General features: G+C 34.6%; 15 protein-coding genes. 6 read left to right on the top strand and 9 right to left on the bottom strand.

All coding sequences use genetic code 11. From position 1 onward, the window contains the following. The first annotated feature begins 12 nt into the window (after positions 1–12). Complete coding sequence (locus tag GXW81_RS03450) at positions 13–996, top strand: pyruvate dehydrogenase complex E1 component subunit beta (protein WP_013446847.1); 984 nt, start codon at positions 13–15, stop codon at positions 994–996. Positions 997–1,071: 75 nt separating this feature from the next. On the opposite strand, the gene GXW81_RS03455 is transcribed toward GXW81_RS03450, so the two are convergent. The 5 genes from GXW81_RS03455 to GXW81_RS03475 form a co-directional block, all read right to left on the bottom strand. Further along, a complete protein-coding gene (locus tag GXW81_RS03455) occupies positions 1,072–1,410 on the bottom strand; it encodes a zinc ribbon domain-containing protein YjdM (RefSeq protein WP_064971209.1) in 339 nt (112 codons plus the stop codon). A 128-nt stretch (positions 1,411–1,538) separates the two neighbouring features. After that, on the bottom strand, positions 1,539–2,810 hold the full coding sequence (locus tag GXW81_RS03460) for an aminotransferase class I/II-fold pyridoxal phosphate-dependent enzyme (protein WP_161531198.1): 1,272 nt from the start codon (positions 2,808–2,810) through the stop codon (positions 1,539–1,541). Positions 2,811–3,054: 244 nt separating this feature from the next. Then, positions 3,055–3,546, bottom strand: coding sequence for a hypothetical protein (locus GXW81_RS03465; RefSeq protein WP_161531199.1), 492 nt, complete (start codon positions 3,544–3,546; stop codon positions 3,055–3,057). A 115-nt stretch (positions 3,547–3,661) separates the two neighbouring features. Next, the gene (locus tag GXW81_RS03470; protein WP_161531200.1) at positions 3,662–4,639 is read right to left on the bottom strand and encodes a polyprenyl synthetase family protein; all 978 of its coding nucleotides are present in this window, start codon (positions 4,637–4,639) and stop codon (positions 3,662–3,664) included. Positions 4,640–4,679: 40 nt separating this feature from the next. Next, on the bottom strand, positions 4,680–5,561 hold the full coding sequence (locus tag GXW81_RS03475) for a hypothetical protein (RefSeq protein WP_161531201.1): 882 nt from the start codon (positions 5,559–5,561) through the stop codon (positions 4,680–4,682). Positions 5,562–5,610: 49 nt separating this feature from the next. Here GXW81_RS03475 and GXW81_RS03480 point away from each other — a divergent pair, with 49 nt between their 5' ends. Continuing rightward, a complete protein-coding gene (locus GXW81_RS03480; RefSeq protein ID WP_161531202.1) occupies positions 5,611–6,030 on the top strand; it encodes an NUDIX hydrolase in 420 nt (139 codons plus the stop codon). Between the two features lie 5 nt (positions 6,031–6,035). Here the strand turns inward: GXW81_RS03480 and GXW81_RS03485 are convergent, their stop codons facing one another. Next, positions 6,036–7,679 carry a peptide MFS transporter gene (locus tag GXW81_RS03485; RefSeq protein ID WP_161531203.1) on the bottom strand — a complete coding sequence of 548 codons (1,644 nt, stop codon included), beginning with the start codon at positions 7,677–7,679 and terminating at the stop codon, positions 6,036–6,038. A 138-nt stretch (positions 7,680–7,817) separates the two neighbouring features. Then, on the bottom strand, positions 7,818–8,378 hold the full coding sequence (locus tag GXW81_RS03490) for a hypothetical protein (RefSeq protein WP_161531204.1): 561 nt from the start codon (positions 8,376–8,378) through the stop codon (positions 7,818–7,820). Positions 8,379–8,663: 285 nt separating this feature from the next. Between GXW81_RS03490 and GXW81_RS03495 the strand changes: the two genes are divergently transcribed. Beyond that, entirely contained in the window at positions 8,664–9,221 is a 558-nt protein-coding gene (locus GXW81_RS03495; RefSeq protein WP_161531205.1) for an RNA polymerase sigma factor, read from the top strand. Continuing rightward, complete coding sequence (gene lipA, locus GXW81_RS03500; protein WP_154138066.1) at positions 9,211–10,083, top strand: lipoyl synthase; 873 nt, start codon at positions 9,211–9,213, stop codon at positions 10,081–10,083. Before GXW81_RS03495 ends, lipA begins: the two co-directional genes overlap by 11 nt. 67 nt (positions 10,084–10,150) lie before the next feature. On the opposite strand, the gene gap is transcribed toward lipA, so the two are convergent. Then, on the bottom strand, positions 10,151–11,155 hold the full coding sequence (gene gap, locus GXW81_RS03505) for a type I glyceraldehyde-3-phosphate dehydrogenase (protein ID WP_004916927.1): 1,005 nt from the start codon (positions 11,153–11,155) through the stop codon (positions 10,151–10,153). A gap of 91 nt (positions 11,156–11,246) precedes the next feature. Further along, positions 11,247–12,233, bottom strand: a complete 987-nt coding sequence (gene pfkA / locus GXW81_RS03510) for a 6-phosphofructokinase (protein ID WP_153929335.1) — start codon at positions 12,231–12,233, stop codon at positions 11,247–11,249. 142 nt (positions 12,234–12,375) lie between these two features. Here pfkA and GXW81_RS03515 point away from each other — a divergent pair, with 142 nt between their 5' ends. Then, positions 12,376–12,717 carry a hypothetical protein gene (locus GXW81_RS03515; RefSeq protein WP_161531206.1) on the top strand — a complete coding sequence of 114 codons (342 nt, stop codon included), beginning with the start codon at positions 12,376–12,378 and terminating at the stop codon, positions 12,715–12,717. Positions 12,718–12,816: 99 nt separating this feature from the next. Then, on the top strand, positions 12,817–15,168 hold the full coding sequence (locus GXW81_RS03520; RefSeq protein WP_161531218.1) for a TonB-dependent receptor: 2,352 nt from the start codon (positions 12,817–12,819) through the stop codon (positions 15,166–15,168). The last annotated feature ends 13 nt before the right edge of the window (positions 15,169–15,181 follow it).

The following is a 15,181-nucleotide window of genomic DNA, read 5'->3' on the forward strand; positions in this document are numbered from 1 at the left end:
TACTTAAAGACAATGAAAGAATATACATTTAGAGAAGTCATCGCACAAGCTATGAGCGAGGAGATGCGTAAAGATGAATCTATCTACCTTATAGGAGAAGAAGTAGCAGAATACAATGGAGCTTATAAAGCATCTAAAGGAATGCTAGATGAGTTTGGTCCTAAAAGGGTAATAGATGCACCTATTGCAGAAGGTGGTTTTGCGGGGATTTCTGTGGGTGCAGCGATGAATGGTAACCGCCCTATTGTAGAATTTATGACTTTCAATTTCTCTTTGGTAGCTATAGACCAAATCATTAGTAACGCCGCTAAAATGTATCAAATGAGCGGTGGACAGTGGAATATACCAATCGTGTTTAGAGGTCCTACAGGTTCTGCAGGACAGCTAGGAGCTACACACTCACAAGCGTTTGAAAGCTGGTATGCTAACTGCCCTGGTCTAAAGGTAGTAGTACCATCTAACCCTTATGATGCTAAAGGATTACTTAAAACTGCTATACAAGATAACGACCCTGTAATTTTTATGGAGTCTGAACAAATGTATGGTGATAAAATGGAGATTCCAGAGGAAGAATACTATATCCCAATAGGTAAAGCTGATATCAAAAAAGAAGGTAAAGATGTTACTTTAGTTTCTTTTGGTAAAATCATGAAATTGGCTTTACAAGCAGCTGAAGAACTAGAAAAAGAAGGCATTTCTGTAGAAGTGATAGACCTAAGAACTGTTCGTCCTTTGGATTATGATACTGTTTTAGCATCTGTTAAAAAGACCAATCGTTTGGTAGTATTAGAAGAGGCTTGGCCATTTGGTTCAGTAGCTTCAGAAATCACTTATATGGTTCAACAAAAAGCGTTTGACTACCTAGATGCTCCTATCAAGAGAATTACAACTCCTGATGCTCCTGCACCATATTCGGCAGCGTTATTCGCAGAGTGGTTCCCTAAATTAGAAAAAGTAAAAGAGGAAATTAAAAAGGCTCTTTACATTAAGAACTAATATATAATTTAGATATAAAAAGAGAGGTAATTTTTTTAAACTACCTCTCTTTTTTTTATTACTAAAAAGTAAAAATTAAGCCTTTCTCACAAACTCTGACTTTAAGCCCATAGCTCCAAATCCGTCTATTTTACAGCTGATATTATGGTCGCTATCATAATTTAGTCTGATATTCTTTACTTTAGTTCCTGCTTTTACTGGCTTTGGTGCACCCTTTACTGGTAAATCTTTTATTACTACCACAGTATCACCATCTTGCAACTCATTACCATTAGAGTCTAATATTTTCTCTCCATCAGAAGCTGAAACCTCCGCTGGATTCCACTCGTGAAAACATTGTGAACACACCATCAAATCATCTTGTGGATAAGTAAACTCTGAACCACATTTAGGACATAAAACTACTTCACTCATAACTCTTTATTTATTTTACTGCAAAGATAATCATTTTTATCCGTTAGAAAATTTAATTCCATTTACAAAAAAACAAAGAGAGACTTTTAACTAAGTCTCTCTTATTAAATATTTATTGTCAACAAGTTTTATATCGGCTTAAATGAAAACCCTTTTTCTTCCAAAAGTTGTTTTTCTTGCTCCTTATAATAACCTTTTACCAACTTATCGTGTATCGCTTCAAATGCTGCAATAGTTTCATTAATTTCAGCATCTGTATGAGAAGCCGTAGGGATAAGTCTTAATAAAATCATTCCTTTAGGAATCACAGGATACACCACCACAGAAGTAAATATACCATAATTTTCTCTTAAATCTTTTACCAATAGGGTAGCTTCCACAGGGCTTCCCTCTATAAATACAGGCGTTACGCAAGTATTGGTATCTCCTAGATTGAAGCCTCTTTCTTTAAGACCGTTTTGTAATTTGTTTACATTCTCCCAAAGTTTAGCTTTAATTTCTGGATGACTTCTAAGTAGCTCTAATCTCTTCAAACCTCCTATAACCATAGGCATAGTAAGAGATTTCGCAAAAATTTGAGAACGCATATTGTACTTTAAATAGCGGATAATCTCCTTATCTCCTGCTACAAACGCTCCAAAACCTGCCATAGATTTCGCAAAAGTAGAGAAATAAACATCTATCTCATCTTGGCACCCTTGCTCCTCTCCTGCTCCTGCTCCTGTTTTACCTAATGTACCAAAACCATGAGCATCGTCCACCAACATTCTAAATTTGTATTTCTTTTTAAGAGCAGCGATTTCTTTAAGTTTACCTTGCTGCCCTCTCATACCGAAAACACCTTCTGTAATCAACAAAATACCGCCCCCTGTTTCTTCTGCTACTTTTGTAGCTCTTTGTAAGTTTTTCTCTACACTTTCTATATCATTATGGCGATAAGTAAATCTCTTACCCATATGAAGACGAACTCCGTCTATAATACAAGCGTGAGAATCTACATCGTAAACAATAACATCATTTTTTGACACCAAAGCGTCTATAATGGACACCATACCTTGATAGCCAAAGTTTAGCAAATAAGAAGCTTCTTTACCTACAAACTCTGCTAACTCTTGCTCTAACTGCTGGTGATAAGGCGTTTCACCAGACATAGCTCTTGCTCCCATAGGATAAAACATACCATACTCTTCCGCTGCTTTAGCATCAGCTTCTTTTACTTCTGGGTGATTACAAAGCCCTAAATAGTCGTTGGCACTCCAGAAAATAACTTCTTTACCCTGAAATTTCATTCTAGGACCTATGGGACCTTCTAATTTTGGGAACACAAAATAACCTTCTCCGTAATCAGCAAACTGACCAAGTGGACCAGGATTTTGTTTTATTCTATCAAAAATATCCATTGATTTATTTTTATAAAAATTTTAAGGTACAAATTTAGCTAAAAAATAAAAAACCTCCATAGTATATAGAAGGTTTTTATTCGTATTTTAACACTTAAATATTCCATTATCTTGTAATCGAAAAAAACTAGATTTTTTTAATTCGTTTTTCATATAAACTAATTTTTCATATAAAAAAGTAGAGTATAAAAGCTATACAAATAAACTCAAGGATATTACAAATAGAAGTTTGTCCCATAGGGTACTATGAGTAAGAATTTTCTAATTCTTTTATCAATTCATAATTATACTTAAATTTCCGTTTCTTTTCAGAATTAAGTAATTGATATTTATACTTATCAACCAAATAGTCTTCAATTTCTAATCGACCGAAGTTAACTTCCATAAACGATACATATAAGTCATTATCAAAATAGTTATCTAATAAAGCTTCTACATTATCATCAAATTTCCCGCCTAATATAGTACCACTAAATCTTTTTTTACCTAGTTGTTTTCTAAATGTATGATTAAAAGTCCTGGTAATATCACTCATCCTCTTAATCAGATTTCCTGTCTCTCCAATGTAAATTAAATCATCCTTTTCAAATAAAGCATAAATTCCAGCAGAATCTATTAAATAATTTTTTCGCCAAGCAATGTCTCTTTCAAATTTAATTTTAGGTAAAGAAAAAAGTGTTTGCTCAGCATCAATTAAAATTCTATAAAGTTCTACTTCAGACAAATTAAACTTCATATTTACACTCCTAAATATATTCCGCTTTAATTATTTTATTAAAACATTCTTCAATAGCTAAAAATACCTTTTATTTGCCTTCCAACACGCATAGATGTATAAACTGCTTTTTATATTAAAACTTCCGTTCTATAACATAGTCTAGCATCAGATTAAGCGAAATTTTGGCTTCAGAATCTGGAAATTCCTCTAGTATATCTTTTGCCTTTTGCTGAAAGTCTTTCATAACCCCTATGGCATAATCTAACCCTCCCGACTGTTTCACAAAATCAATCAGTTCTTTAACTCTCTTTGGATTATGATTGTAGCGTTTTATGGTATCAAAGTAGTATTTACGGTCTTTTTCGTTGGCATTTTTCAAAGTATAGATAAGTGGGAGCGTCATTTTCTGTTCCTTTATATCTATCCCCACAGGTTTTCCTATGATATTTTTAGACAAATAATCAAACAAATCATCTTTAATCTGAAATGCCATTCCTGTATAAGTTCCGAAGTCTCGCATCTTTTTAGCCATAGTTTCATCTACGCCATTGGATAAAACTCCTATCTCGCAACAAGCCGCTATCAGAGTAGCTGTTTTCTGTCTGATGATTTCATAATAAATCTCCTCCGTAATATCTAGTTTTCTAGCTTTTTCTAGCTGAAGTAACTCTCCTTCGGACATTTCTCTAATAGTAGTGGATATTACGGATAGTAAATCAAAATCTTTATTATCAGTAGATAACAACACCGATTTGGACAAAAGGTAATCTCCCACCAAAACGGCTATTTTATTCTTCCACAAAGCATTGATTGAAAAGAAGTTTCGCCTTTTAAAACTTTCGTCCACCACATCATCGTGCACCAGCGTTGCGGTATGGATAAGCTCTATCATAGAAGCTCCTCGGTAAGTTTTCTCATTAACATCGCCCACGAGCTTGGCACACAGAAACACAAACATCGGACGCATCTGCTTACCTTTAGTAGTTACAATAAAGCGAGTTACCTTATCCAATAAAGGTACTTTACTCTGCATAGATTCATAAAACTTCTGTTCAAAAAGTTTCATTTCCGCACCAATCGGTCGCTTTATTTCCTCTACAATATTTGCCACAGATTACTTAGATATTATTAAATTATGCTACAAATATAAGCTATTTCAGTTTATTGTAAGGCACAAAATACAGCGGTTGTTTTACATCTTTTATTTTAGTTTTAAAACGCTCTCCAGAAATGTAAAGACCTTCTTCTGTAGCGGTAATCCCTTCTATTTGACCTAATTTGAAACTCATACCCAAATAATATTTCTGTGGCTTTGCTTCAAAAAATCTGTTTGGAGCTGTTTCTTGAAATACCGCAAGATAAACTTCCGCCTTTTTAGTATAACCTATAATGTAGAGTTTGCCATCTTTGTAAGTAGCATCAGTCGCCAAATAGCCCAATGGATACTCCTCTAAAAGAACCGCAGGTTGTCTTTCTTCCGTATCGGTTTTTATTTCGTAATGCCTTGTATTATAGCTAGCCCACTCTTTAGAAAAGATTTGGATATTGCCTTGATGATAAATCATAGATTCAGCATCAAAGTTATTCTTCCTATTAAGTGGAACAAATTCTTCTTGGTTAGGATAATAGAACCTCATTTTTTTCTCGTACTTAAGAGATGGCTCCCCATCGTGAAACGGAATTTTGTAAACCATTAGATTACTTCTAGTCCCCATATTGTTCCCAAAATCGCCAATGTAAAGGTTTTTACCATCGGTGCTAATGGCTTCCCAATCAAAGTTAGTGGCATTGGTAGCTATTTTTTTAACATCGCCATTCTGTCTGTCAATTTCGTAAATATCTGCCGAGTTCCCACTATCATTAAAGGACAATAACTTTCCTCCTATTTCTGTAAGCCCCGAAGTTTCGTTAAGTTGTTTGTCTAGAGTAGCTACTTTGTATTTTTTAAGTTTTAGAAATTTAAGGTCTTGTGCATTGGCATTATAACCCCAAAAAAATACTAGAATAATAAGAATAACTTGTTTTTTGAACATCGGTAAATAATTTAACTTTGTGGCACAAAATTAAGAAAAAAGCTTCCTAATGAAAATAGACAAAATAAATATTCGAGTTTATGGCATCTGTCTGAATGACGAATCTGAAATTTTAGCTTTAGAGGAGAAATATGCTGGAGAAGACCTTACCAAACTCCCTGGCGGTGGACTAGAATACGGAGAAGGACTGCTAGATTGCCTTCGAAGAGAGTTTTGGGAAGAGCTAAATTTAACTATAAAATCTGTCCAACATTTCTACACACAGGAAGATTTTCTAGTTTCTAAGTTCAGAGATAACGAACAATTACTTACAGTCTATTATTTAGTAGAAATAGAAGATTTAACATCGCTAAAAATAAAAGAGCCTAGTATAGAAAATATCAAATGGGTAGCTCTAAAGAACCAATGCCCTTTTAGACTACCCATTGATAAAAGAGTTTTTGAAAAACTAAAAATTATCTATCTTTAAACATTTTACTCTTTCATTGCTTTATTTAGTTTTTTAAGTATTGATAAACCAAGTAGAGTTGCTAATAAAAGTAATACAAAATTCACCAAAAAGAAGTTGGCTTTGTTATCATAGCTATACCACATACTAGATAATACTCCTGAAAGTTTATTACCTATGGCTGTGGATAAGAAAAACCCGCCCATCATCAGAGCTGTAATTCTAGGAGGTGATAGCTTAGATACCAAAGATAACCCCATAGGAGATAAACATAACTCACCAACCGTAATTACACCGTAAGCTGCCACAAGCCACATAGCAGAAACTTTCACTAAACCATTATCTCCCGCATACACTGCACCTACCATAACTAAACAACTAAGGGCAGAGATGAATAGACCTAAAACTATTTTAGCTGGAGTGGTAGGTTCTTTTCCTTTCTTTCTAAGCATTACAAAAAATCCGACTACTACTGGTGTAAGCAAAATTACCCAAAATGGATTGATGGACTGAAATAACTCTGTATTATAAAGATAAACCTTATCATTAGGATTAGCCTCTAATTTTTGTTTTTGTACCTCATCTATATTTCTAAAATAAATATCCTTCCCTTGTTCTTTAATAGGGTTACCTTCTGCATCTTTTACTGCCTGATATTGCTCGTCATACACAGGTACTTCTTGGGTTTTGTAGTCTTTAGTATCTACTAAATAGATGTCAGCCAAAGGTTTTTCTACAACAGAAGGCACACTTCTATCAGTGTAATATTTTGCCCATCGTGTAAGTGCAGTTCCGTTTTGCTTAAACACAGCCCAAAACATTAGACTTACCGCAAATATCGCTAAAAGCGCACCAATAGGAGCTTTATCCTCCTTATTAGCTTTCACATAAAGAGAAACATAGAAGATAATTACAGGAATACACGCAAAAATAAACGCATCGGTACTATCCGCTCCAAAAATATTACCAGGAATAAACCATCCCAATACTCCTACTAAAATAGCAGGTAGAAATACTTTTGTGAGTATGGCACTAATCTTAGTATCTCCCTCCTGAACAGGTTTAAGAATATTAGCATTTAAAATATGTTTTCTACCCAGACTAAAGATAATAAGTCCCAAAAACATTCCTACCCCTGCGGTAATAAAGGCTTCTCCCCAACCAAATTTATTCCTCATAAACGCCGCAATAATATTGCAGACAAAAGCCCCTATATTTATTCCCATATAGAAAATATTGTATCCCGCATCTTTATTAGCTTTATAAGGTTCTTCCGAATACAAATTCCCAAGTAGTGTAGAAATACTAGGCTTAAAAAAACCATTCCCAACAATAATAAGCCCCAATGAGGTATAAAACATAGGCATATCTTTAAAAACTCCCAAACCTATATAACCTAACCCCATAAGTAATCCCCCTATATAAACCGCCTTAATGTAACCTAGCAATCTATCCGCTAAAAAACCTCCAAGAAATGGTGTGAGATAAGTTAATGCGATAAAAGTTCCAAATATATCATCAGCATTTTTGTCATCAAAAGCGAGACCTCCTGTCTCCGCAGGGTCAATCATATAAAGCACGAAAATCCCCAAAATGAGATAATAGCCAAACCTTTCCCACATTTCGGTGAAGAATAAAAAAGGTAGCCCTTTAGGATGTTTTGTTTTCATAAAATTATCGTTTTGTTTAATGGGTAACAAATATAGTTATTTTCTATAATAAAGTTCAACCTAATAGAAACTACAAAATAAATGCGATGTAGAAGAATCTACACCGCACATACTTACTTTAAAATTAAACTCTAACTTTTACTCTCCTAACGGAATGTTATAAGAGAATCCTGCTCCTATACTTCCTGTATCGAAAGCTTGATTACCAATCTTACCGTTATCTCCTGTAAATACCTTAGTATATTGGATAAAGAAATTCCAATCTCTATTATGGTAACCAATTTCTGGTCTTAAGTAGAAACCACCATCAGGCATTGCTGTTGTATAGTTAGAAGCTACTTTATCATTACCTACGATAAATCCGTAACCTAAATCAGCACCTCCATAAAAACCAGTTTTTTGTGGATACACTCTAAATAGAGCTGCAACAGGAACTACACCAAAATCATTATTTTTGATCCCTCCGTTGTCTTTAGCAAAAAAGTGATTGTACCCTGTAGCTAAACCTAGACCGAAACCTGGAGTTACTAAGTGTTGATAAGAGATGTTACCTCCAAGGTTAGCAGAAGTATTATCTCCTGTAGCTACACCTGCGTTAAGACCTACTTTAATCATGTTCTTCATGCTATTACTTTGAGCACTTGTTACTCCTGCAGCTAAAATACCAGCTAAAAGAAGTGTTTGTTTAATCATTTTCATTGTAAAAAATTTATTTTTGATTTCATGGGTCTGTATGTCAAAAGCGTGCCAAACTTTTTTCACTAAACACACCTAAAATTAACATTTCAATAATAAAATGAATATAAAATATATTATTTATCATTTTTAATAGCCTTTTTTTGAAATAACAAAATCAAACAAGTGTTTAACCACCCAAAATAATTAATTTTATTTTTTTCAACTATTCGTTTAAATGCTTCAAAATAATAGGTTGCTTTTTTATTGAGTTTTTGTTCTTTATATTTGTACGATATTTTCAGTATTGTGGAAGACAAGTTTTTATTAGACCTCATAGAAAAAGCAAAGAATAAGGACCAAAAATCCCAGACCAAACTTATCAATAAGTTTTGGGTAAGCGTTTTTTCTTTTGTGATGAAAAAGGTAAAAAATGAGACAGAAGCAGACGAAATCACAGTAAATGTATTCTCTAAAGTACTATCAAAAATAGACCTTTACGACCCTAATTTCCAATTTAAAACTTGGGTGCTTACCATAGCCCAAAATACTATAATAGACTATTGGAGAAAAAAAAGTAGAGATAGTGAAACATCAATAGAATACATGGAAGAGTTTAGAAACACTTTGGTAAAATCTCCTGAAGAGTTACTAATTTCCGAAGAAGAGGACAAAGAAATCATCAAAGTTATAGAATCTTTAGAGGCTAATTATCAAGAAATTATCAATCTAAGATTTTTTGAAGAAAAAAGTATTAAAGAAATTTCGGATATATTGAATATTTCGGTTTCTAATACTAAAGTAAGAATAATGAGAGCTAAAAAAGTATTAAAAGAACTACTCAAAAACAATATCAATGGAAAATAATATACAAGAAAACAATACCGTAACACAAAAACCAAAATGGATAAGAGTAAAGCTTCCCACAGGTAAAAACTACCGCGAGTTAAGAACCCTTGTGGACAAATACAAACTCAATACTATTTGCCAAAGTGGTTCTTGCCCTAATATGGGCGAATGTTGGGGAGAAGGCACTGCCACTTTTATGATTTTAGGTAATATTTGCACTAGAAGCTGTGGTTTTTGTGGAGTAAAAACAGGAAAACCACTAGATGTTAATTGGGACGAGCCAGAGAAAGTAGCTCGTTCTATCAAACTAATGAAAATAAAACACGCCGTGCTTACTTCAGTCGATAGAGATGATTTGAAAGACATGGGTTCTATTTTATGGGCTGAGACGGTAAATGCCGTTCGTAGGATTTCACCAACTACTACAATGGAAACTCTTATCCCAGACTTCCAAGGAATTACAAAACATATCGACCGTATAGTAGAAGTGGCTCCAGAAGTGGTTTCACACAATATGGAAACGGTAAAAAGACTTACCAGAGAAGTAAGGATACAGGCAAAATATGAAAGAAGCCTAGAAGTTTTAAGATATCTAAAAGAAGCAGGACAACGCCGTACCAAAACAGGAATAATGCTAGGTTTAGGGGAAGAGAAAGATGAAGTATTCCAAACTATTGAGGATATTAGAAATGCTAATGTAGATGTTATCACACTTGGACAGTATTTACAACCCACAAAAAAACATTTACCTGTAAAAAGATTTATCACTCCAGAAGAATTTGAAGAGTATGGGGCATTTGCAAAAAGCCTAGGATTTCGCCATGTTGAGAGTTCTCCGCTTGTAAGAAGTTCTTACCATGCAGAAAAGCATATCCATTAAGATTAAAAAAGACTGACATTTTAATAATGTCAGCCTTTTTACTTTATTTCTTTTTATCCTTTAATTCTTATAAAGAAGCAGAGTGTACTAATAAGTCTGTTAATTTATTAGAATACCCTGTTTCGTTATCGTACCAAGATACTAATTTAACAAAGTTAGGAGAAAGCATAATACCTGCATCTTTATCAAAGATAGAAGTTCTCTTATCTCCAATAAAGTCTTGAGACACTACTAAGTCTTCTGTATAACCAAGGATACCTTTAAGTTCTCCTTCTGAAGCTGCTTTAATAGCTGCACAAATTTCATCATAAGAAGCACCTTTCTCTAGTCTCACTGTTAAATCCACTACAGAAACATCAGCCGTTGGCACACGGAAAGACATACCTGTAAGTTTACCATTAAGCGAAGGAATTACCTTACCTACCGCTTTAGCAGCACCTGTAGAAGATGGGATAATATTAAGAAGTGCTGAACGACCACCTCTCCAATCTTTCATAGAAGGACCGTCTACCGTTCTTTGCGTTGCAGTAGTAGCGTGTACCGTAGTCATTAACCCTTCTACGATACCAAAGTTATCGTGAACTACCTTTGCTAAAGGTGCAAGACAGTTAGTAGTACAAGAAGCGTTAGAGAATATTTTTTGGTCAGCAGTTAAATCTTTATGGTTAACTCCCATTACAAACATTGGTGTATCATCTTTAGAAGGAGCTGAAAGAACTACTTTTTTAGCACCTGCATTGATGTGAGCCTGAGCTGTTTCTTTAGTTAAGAACAATCCTGTAGATTCTACGATGTAGTCAGCACCTACTTCATTCCATTTTAGATTGTTTGGGTCTTTTTCTGCAGTTACTCTTATTCTTTTACCATTTACCACTAAATCATTCCCTTCTACAGAAACTTCTCCATCAAATTTCCCGTGAACAGAGTCGTATTTCAACATATACGCCATATATTCCGCATTGATAAGGTCATTGATACCCACCACTTCGATGTTATCTCTTTCCATCATTGCGTTAAACACTAAACTTCCGATTCTTCCGAAACCGTTAATTCCTACTTTGATTGTTGACATTGTTTTTTATTTTTAAAATTAAATTTTCGTATTTACTTCTTTCTAAGTTTATTGGGTATAAAGGTACATTTTTTTAACCGTATCCCAAAAATTACATCGCCAAAATTTCTGATATCTTCAGTAAATCTTGATTGATTTCGTTGTGCTTTTTAATAGCATCTTCTATTGGAGTAAAAACTAGCTGATTAGCTCTTATACCTGCCATCACATTAGTAAGACCTTTCCTAAGCCCTTCTACCGCACCATATCCTAATCTACTCGCCAATACTCTATCAGCACAGCTAGGCATTCCGCCTCTTTGTATGTGCCCTAGAATAGCCACTCTGATATCATAATCAGGGAACTCTTTTTGAGTTTTCTCGGCTAACTCATAGGTAGAAGCCAACTGCTCACCCTCTGCTACCACTACAATAGACGATGTTTTACCTCGTTTTTGAGCATTATGGAAGTTCTCAAACATTTCCTCTAGGCTATCCTTTTTTTCTGGTATCAAAATATCTATAGCTCCTGAAGCAATACCGCTATTAAGTGCTATAAAACCTGCATCTCTCCCCATCACTTCCACAAAAAACACTCTGTTATGAGAAGTTGCCGTATCTCTTATTTTGTCTATAGCCTCCACCGCCGTGTTAAGAGCCGTGTCATAGCCTATTGTAAAATCTGTACCGAAGATATCATTATCAATAGTTCCAGGTACACCCACAACCTTGATACCATGCTCTTCGTTGAAAACTTTTGCTCCTGTAAAAGTACCATCTCCACCGATACAAACCAAAGCTCCAATTTCATGCTTTTGGCATTGTTCAAAAGCCTTTAATCTCCCCTCTACTGTTCTAAACTCTTTAGACCTTGCTGATTTTAGAATTGTACCACCTTGGTTAATAATATTCTTAACAGACCTAGGTCCCATTTTAATCATGTTCCCTTCTATAAGCCCATTATATCCTTCTCTAATCCCCATACATTCTATACCATAATAATGAGCTGTTCTTACCACTGCCCTTATCGCCGCATTCATACCTGGAGAATCCCCTCCAGAAGTAAGAACTCCTATCCTTTTCAACTTTGATTCTGACATAATTAAATACTTTTTAGCCTAGCAAATATAAGAAATTTTAACTACATTATTTTAAGATTTATATCATATTATTACTCCTACATCTATTCATTACAGCTGATTTATACCCTAACTAAATAAAAGTTTTTTTTACCTTTGCAAAATGTTTTCAGGGAAGCCTTTTTTTAGAAAAGTTACAAGTGTAAGCCTTGCATGGGTTTACGCATTGGCTTTACTGATGGCTAGTGTATTCCACTCGCATCAAGAGACTTTTAATAGTAATTATAATTCTTCCCAAAAACAGAATCACAAGATAATCAGTTTAAAGGGAGATGATTGTTCTATCTGTCATTTTTTCATTTCAGGACATTCTCTACTTCCCGAAAAGGTAAATTTTGAGGTTTTAGTATCAGTAGCTACTGCACTTATAATAGGCTACAAGACACTGGACACACTTCAAAACCAGACTATTTATTTCTTACTTAGAGGACCTCCTTCTATTTAACAAAATAATATCGTTTTTTCCAGGTGTTCTACCATGTGTTAGGACACGGTTTTAACCTCTTAATTTTCATATCTTTAAATGAAATCAATTTGGATTGGAATGATGTTGTTTTTCAGCACCGTTCTAAACGCACAGCTTTACTTCATAGAAGGACAGGTAAGAGATTTGCACGACAATACACCTTTGGCTAATGCCAAAATAAGTATTAACGGAAAATTCATCATCACTTCTGATACTCAAGGAAATTTTAGTTTTTCTTACAAAAAAGGCACTCATCATCTTTTGGTAACTCACTTAGATTGTGAACCTTTCACTAAAAAGATAATACTTGATAAAAATATTAAAATCAATATTTTCCTTGAACATCATACTAATGAAATAGAAACCGTAGTAGTATATGGCATTCATAAAAAGTCAGGGACGGCGGTTATCAAAACATTAGAACAGTCTTTTTTAGAACAAAAAACTACCGAAAATTTAGGCAATATATTGTCTGAAATTTCTGGGGTAAATAGTATCAAAACAGGGAATAACATTTCTAAACCTGTTATACAAGGTCTTTACGGCAGTAGAGTATTAGTGATGAACAACGGCATCAAAATGGCAGAACAAGAATGGGGCATAGAACACGCTCCTAGCGTGGACCCCAACGCTTTTGACCATATAGATGTTGTAAAGGGAGCATCTGCACTAAAGTACGGTGGAGATGCCATAGGTGGCGTTATACTATTAGAAAGTCCTAAATACCCTAAAAAAGACACCCTTATGGGTAAAGTAGCTTTATCAGGCATCAGCAATGGTAAGGGCTTGGCTCTGAATACGGACATTACAAAGACTTGGCAAAACGGTTGGGCTTTGCGGACGCAAGGTTCTGCCAAAAAGCTAGGAGATTTGGAAACACCCAATTATAGTTTACAAAATACGGGTGCAGATGAAAACGCCTTCCATTTTTCTCTACAAAAAAGGGAATACGAATACGGAATCACGGCTAAATATTCTTTCATCAACCAAAATTTTGGAATTTATAAAGGAGCTCATATCAGTAATGCACGAAACTTTGCTGATGCCATCAATAACGGACAATCCTACTTTACAGGTAATTTTGGTTATAAAATAGAGAATCCTAAACAAGAAGTCAGCCATCACATTGCTAAATTGGAGGCTTACAAAAGGTTAGGAAGGCTAGGGAAATTTACTTTAGAGTATGCCTTTCAGCAAAATCATAGATTTGAATATGATATTCGTAGAGGAGCGTACAATGATAAACCTGCTACTGACCTACTACTAACCACCCAAAGTTTGGCTCTTTATCATCTATTAGAAAGACCCAACTGGCAGTGGGAAACAGGTCTATCAGGAAATTATCAAATTAATTTTCCCGACCCAAAAACGGAGCGTTCTCGTTTAATACCAGATTACCACAGGTATGATGCTGGTGCTTTTTCTATTTTCAAATATCAAAAAAATCTTTGGAAATGGGAAGCAGCTTTGCGGTACGATATGAATTTCTACGATGTTTATAAATATTACCTTAATAAAGATTGGGCAGCTTACAGCCAAGCGTTTCATCAATTTGTAATTGAAAGTAAAGGAGTAAAAACATTGGTGCGTCCAAAACTTTATTACCATAATATATCAGCATCGTTGGGTATGGAATATCAGCCCACTCGCTTTCTTACTACCAAATTTAATTTGATAAGAAACAGCCGAAGTCCTAATGTTGCAGAATTATTCGCTGATGGGCTACACCACGCCGCTGCCATTATTGAAAAGGGAGATATGACTATCAAAAACGAGGAAACCTACCAAGCCCACCTAAGCATTGGTATAAAAGCCTCCGTTCTTAATGGTTTTAAACTTAATCTTAATCCGTATTATTTCACTTCCGGTAGTTTTATTAACCAAACACCTAACGGAGTGGAAAGCACCATTCGTGGGAATTTTCCTGTATGGCAATATCAACAGATTAAAGCCAAAATGTATGGGATAGACATAGATTCAGAACTTAATATCACTCCAAAATTACAATGGAATGGAGCGATGAGCTATGTATACGGACAAGATTTAACCCATAAAGAACCTCTGATACTTATGCCTCCAATACAGATTAAAAACGCCCTAAGATATGATAACAAAGGTAAAAAACCGTGGCATATACAAATAGAAAACCTAGTGGTATTTAAGCAGAAAAGATTTCCTATGAGGCTTTTATCCTACGATGTATATGAGAACAATACAATAACCAAAGAGTGGCTAGACATTAGTACACCACCCGCAGGTTATCAAATTTGGAATCTCAATGCTGGAGCAAAGCTCACTAGAAACATTCAGCTTAATTTGAGTGTTAATAATATATTCAATACAACTTATAGAGAATATCTTAATCGTTTAAGATTTTTCTCTGATGCTTTGGGACGAAATATTATTTTCACTTGTCAATTTAATTTTTAACTATTAACATTTT

Origin of the sequence: Riemerella anatipestifer, from assembly GCF_009932355.1 — a bacterium.
GTDB lineage: Bacteria > Bacteroidota > Bacteroidia > Flavobacteriales > Weeksellaceae > Riemerella > Riemerella anatipestifer_E.

Excerpts from the sequence above, each read along its gene's own strand:
- GXW81_RS03475 (WP_161531201.1), bottom strand. The coding sequence starts at position 5,561 with ATGTTCAAAAAACAAGTTATTCTTATTATTCTAGTATTTTTTTGGGGT.
- GXW81_RS03480 (WP_161531202.1), top strand. The coding sequence starts at position 5,611 with ATGAAAATAGACAAAATAAATATTCGAGTTTATGGCATCTGTCTGAAT.
- GXW81_RS03520 (WP_161531218.1), top strand. The coding sequence starts at position 12,817 with ATGATGTTGTTTTTCAGCACCGTTCTAAACGCACAGCTTTACTTCATA.
- GXW81_RS03465 (WP_161531199.1), bottom strand. The coding sequence starts at position 3,546 with ATGAAGTTTAATTTGTCTGAAGTAGAACTTTATAGAATTTTAATTGAT.
- GXW81_RS03490 (WP_161531204.1), bottom strand. The coding sequence starts at position 8,378 with ATGAAAATGATTAAACAAACACTTCTTTTAGCTGGTATTTTAGCTGCA.
- pfkA (WP_153929335.1), bottom strand. The coding sequence starts at position 12,233 with ATGTCAGAATCAAAGTTGAAAAGGATAGGAGTTCTTACTTCTGGAGGG.
- gap (WP_004916927.1), bottom strand. The coding sequence starts at position 11,155 with ATGTCAACAATCAAAGTAGGAATTAACGGTTTCGGAAGAATCGGAAGT.
- GXW81_RS03460 (WP_161531198.1), bottom strand. The coding sequence starts at position 2,810 with ATGGATATTTTTGATAGAATAAAACAAAATCCTGGTCCACTTGGTCAG.
- GXW81_RS03450 (WP_013446847.1), top strand. The coding sequence starts at position 13 with ATGAAAGAATATACATTTAGAGAAGTCATCGCACAAGCTATGAGCGAG.
- GXW81_RS03485 (WP_161531203.1), bottom strand. The coding sequence starts at position 7,679 with ATGAAAACAAAACATCCTAAAGGGCTACCTTTTTTATTCTTCACCGAA.
- lipA (WP_154138066.1), top strand. The coding sequence starts at position 9,211 with ATGGAAAATAATATACAAGAAAACAATACCGTAACACAAAAACCAAAA.
- GXW81_RS03455 (WP_064971209.1), bottom strand. The coding sequence starts at position 1,410 with ATGAGTGAAGTAGTTTTATGTCCTAAATGTGGTTCAGAGTTTACTTAT.
- GXW81_RS03515 (WP_161531206.1), top strand. The coding sequence starts at position 12,376 with ATGTTTTCAGGGAAGCCTTTTTTTAGAAAAGTTACAAGTGTAAGCCTT.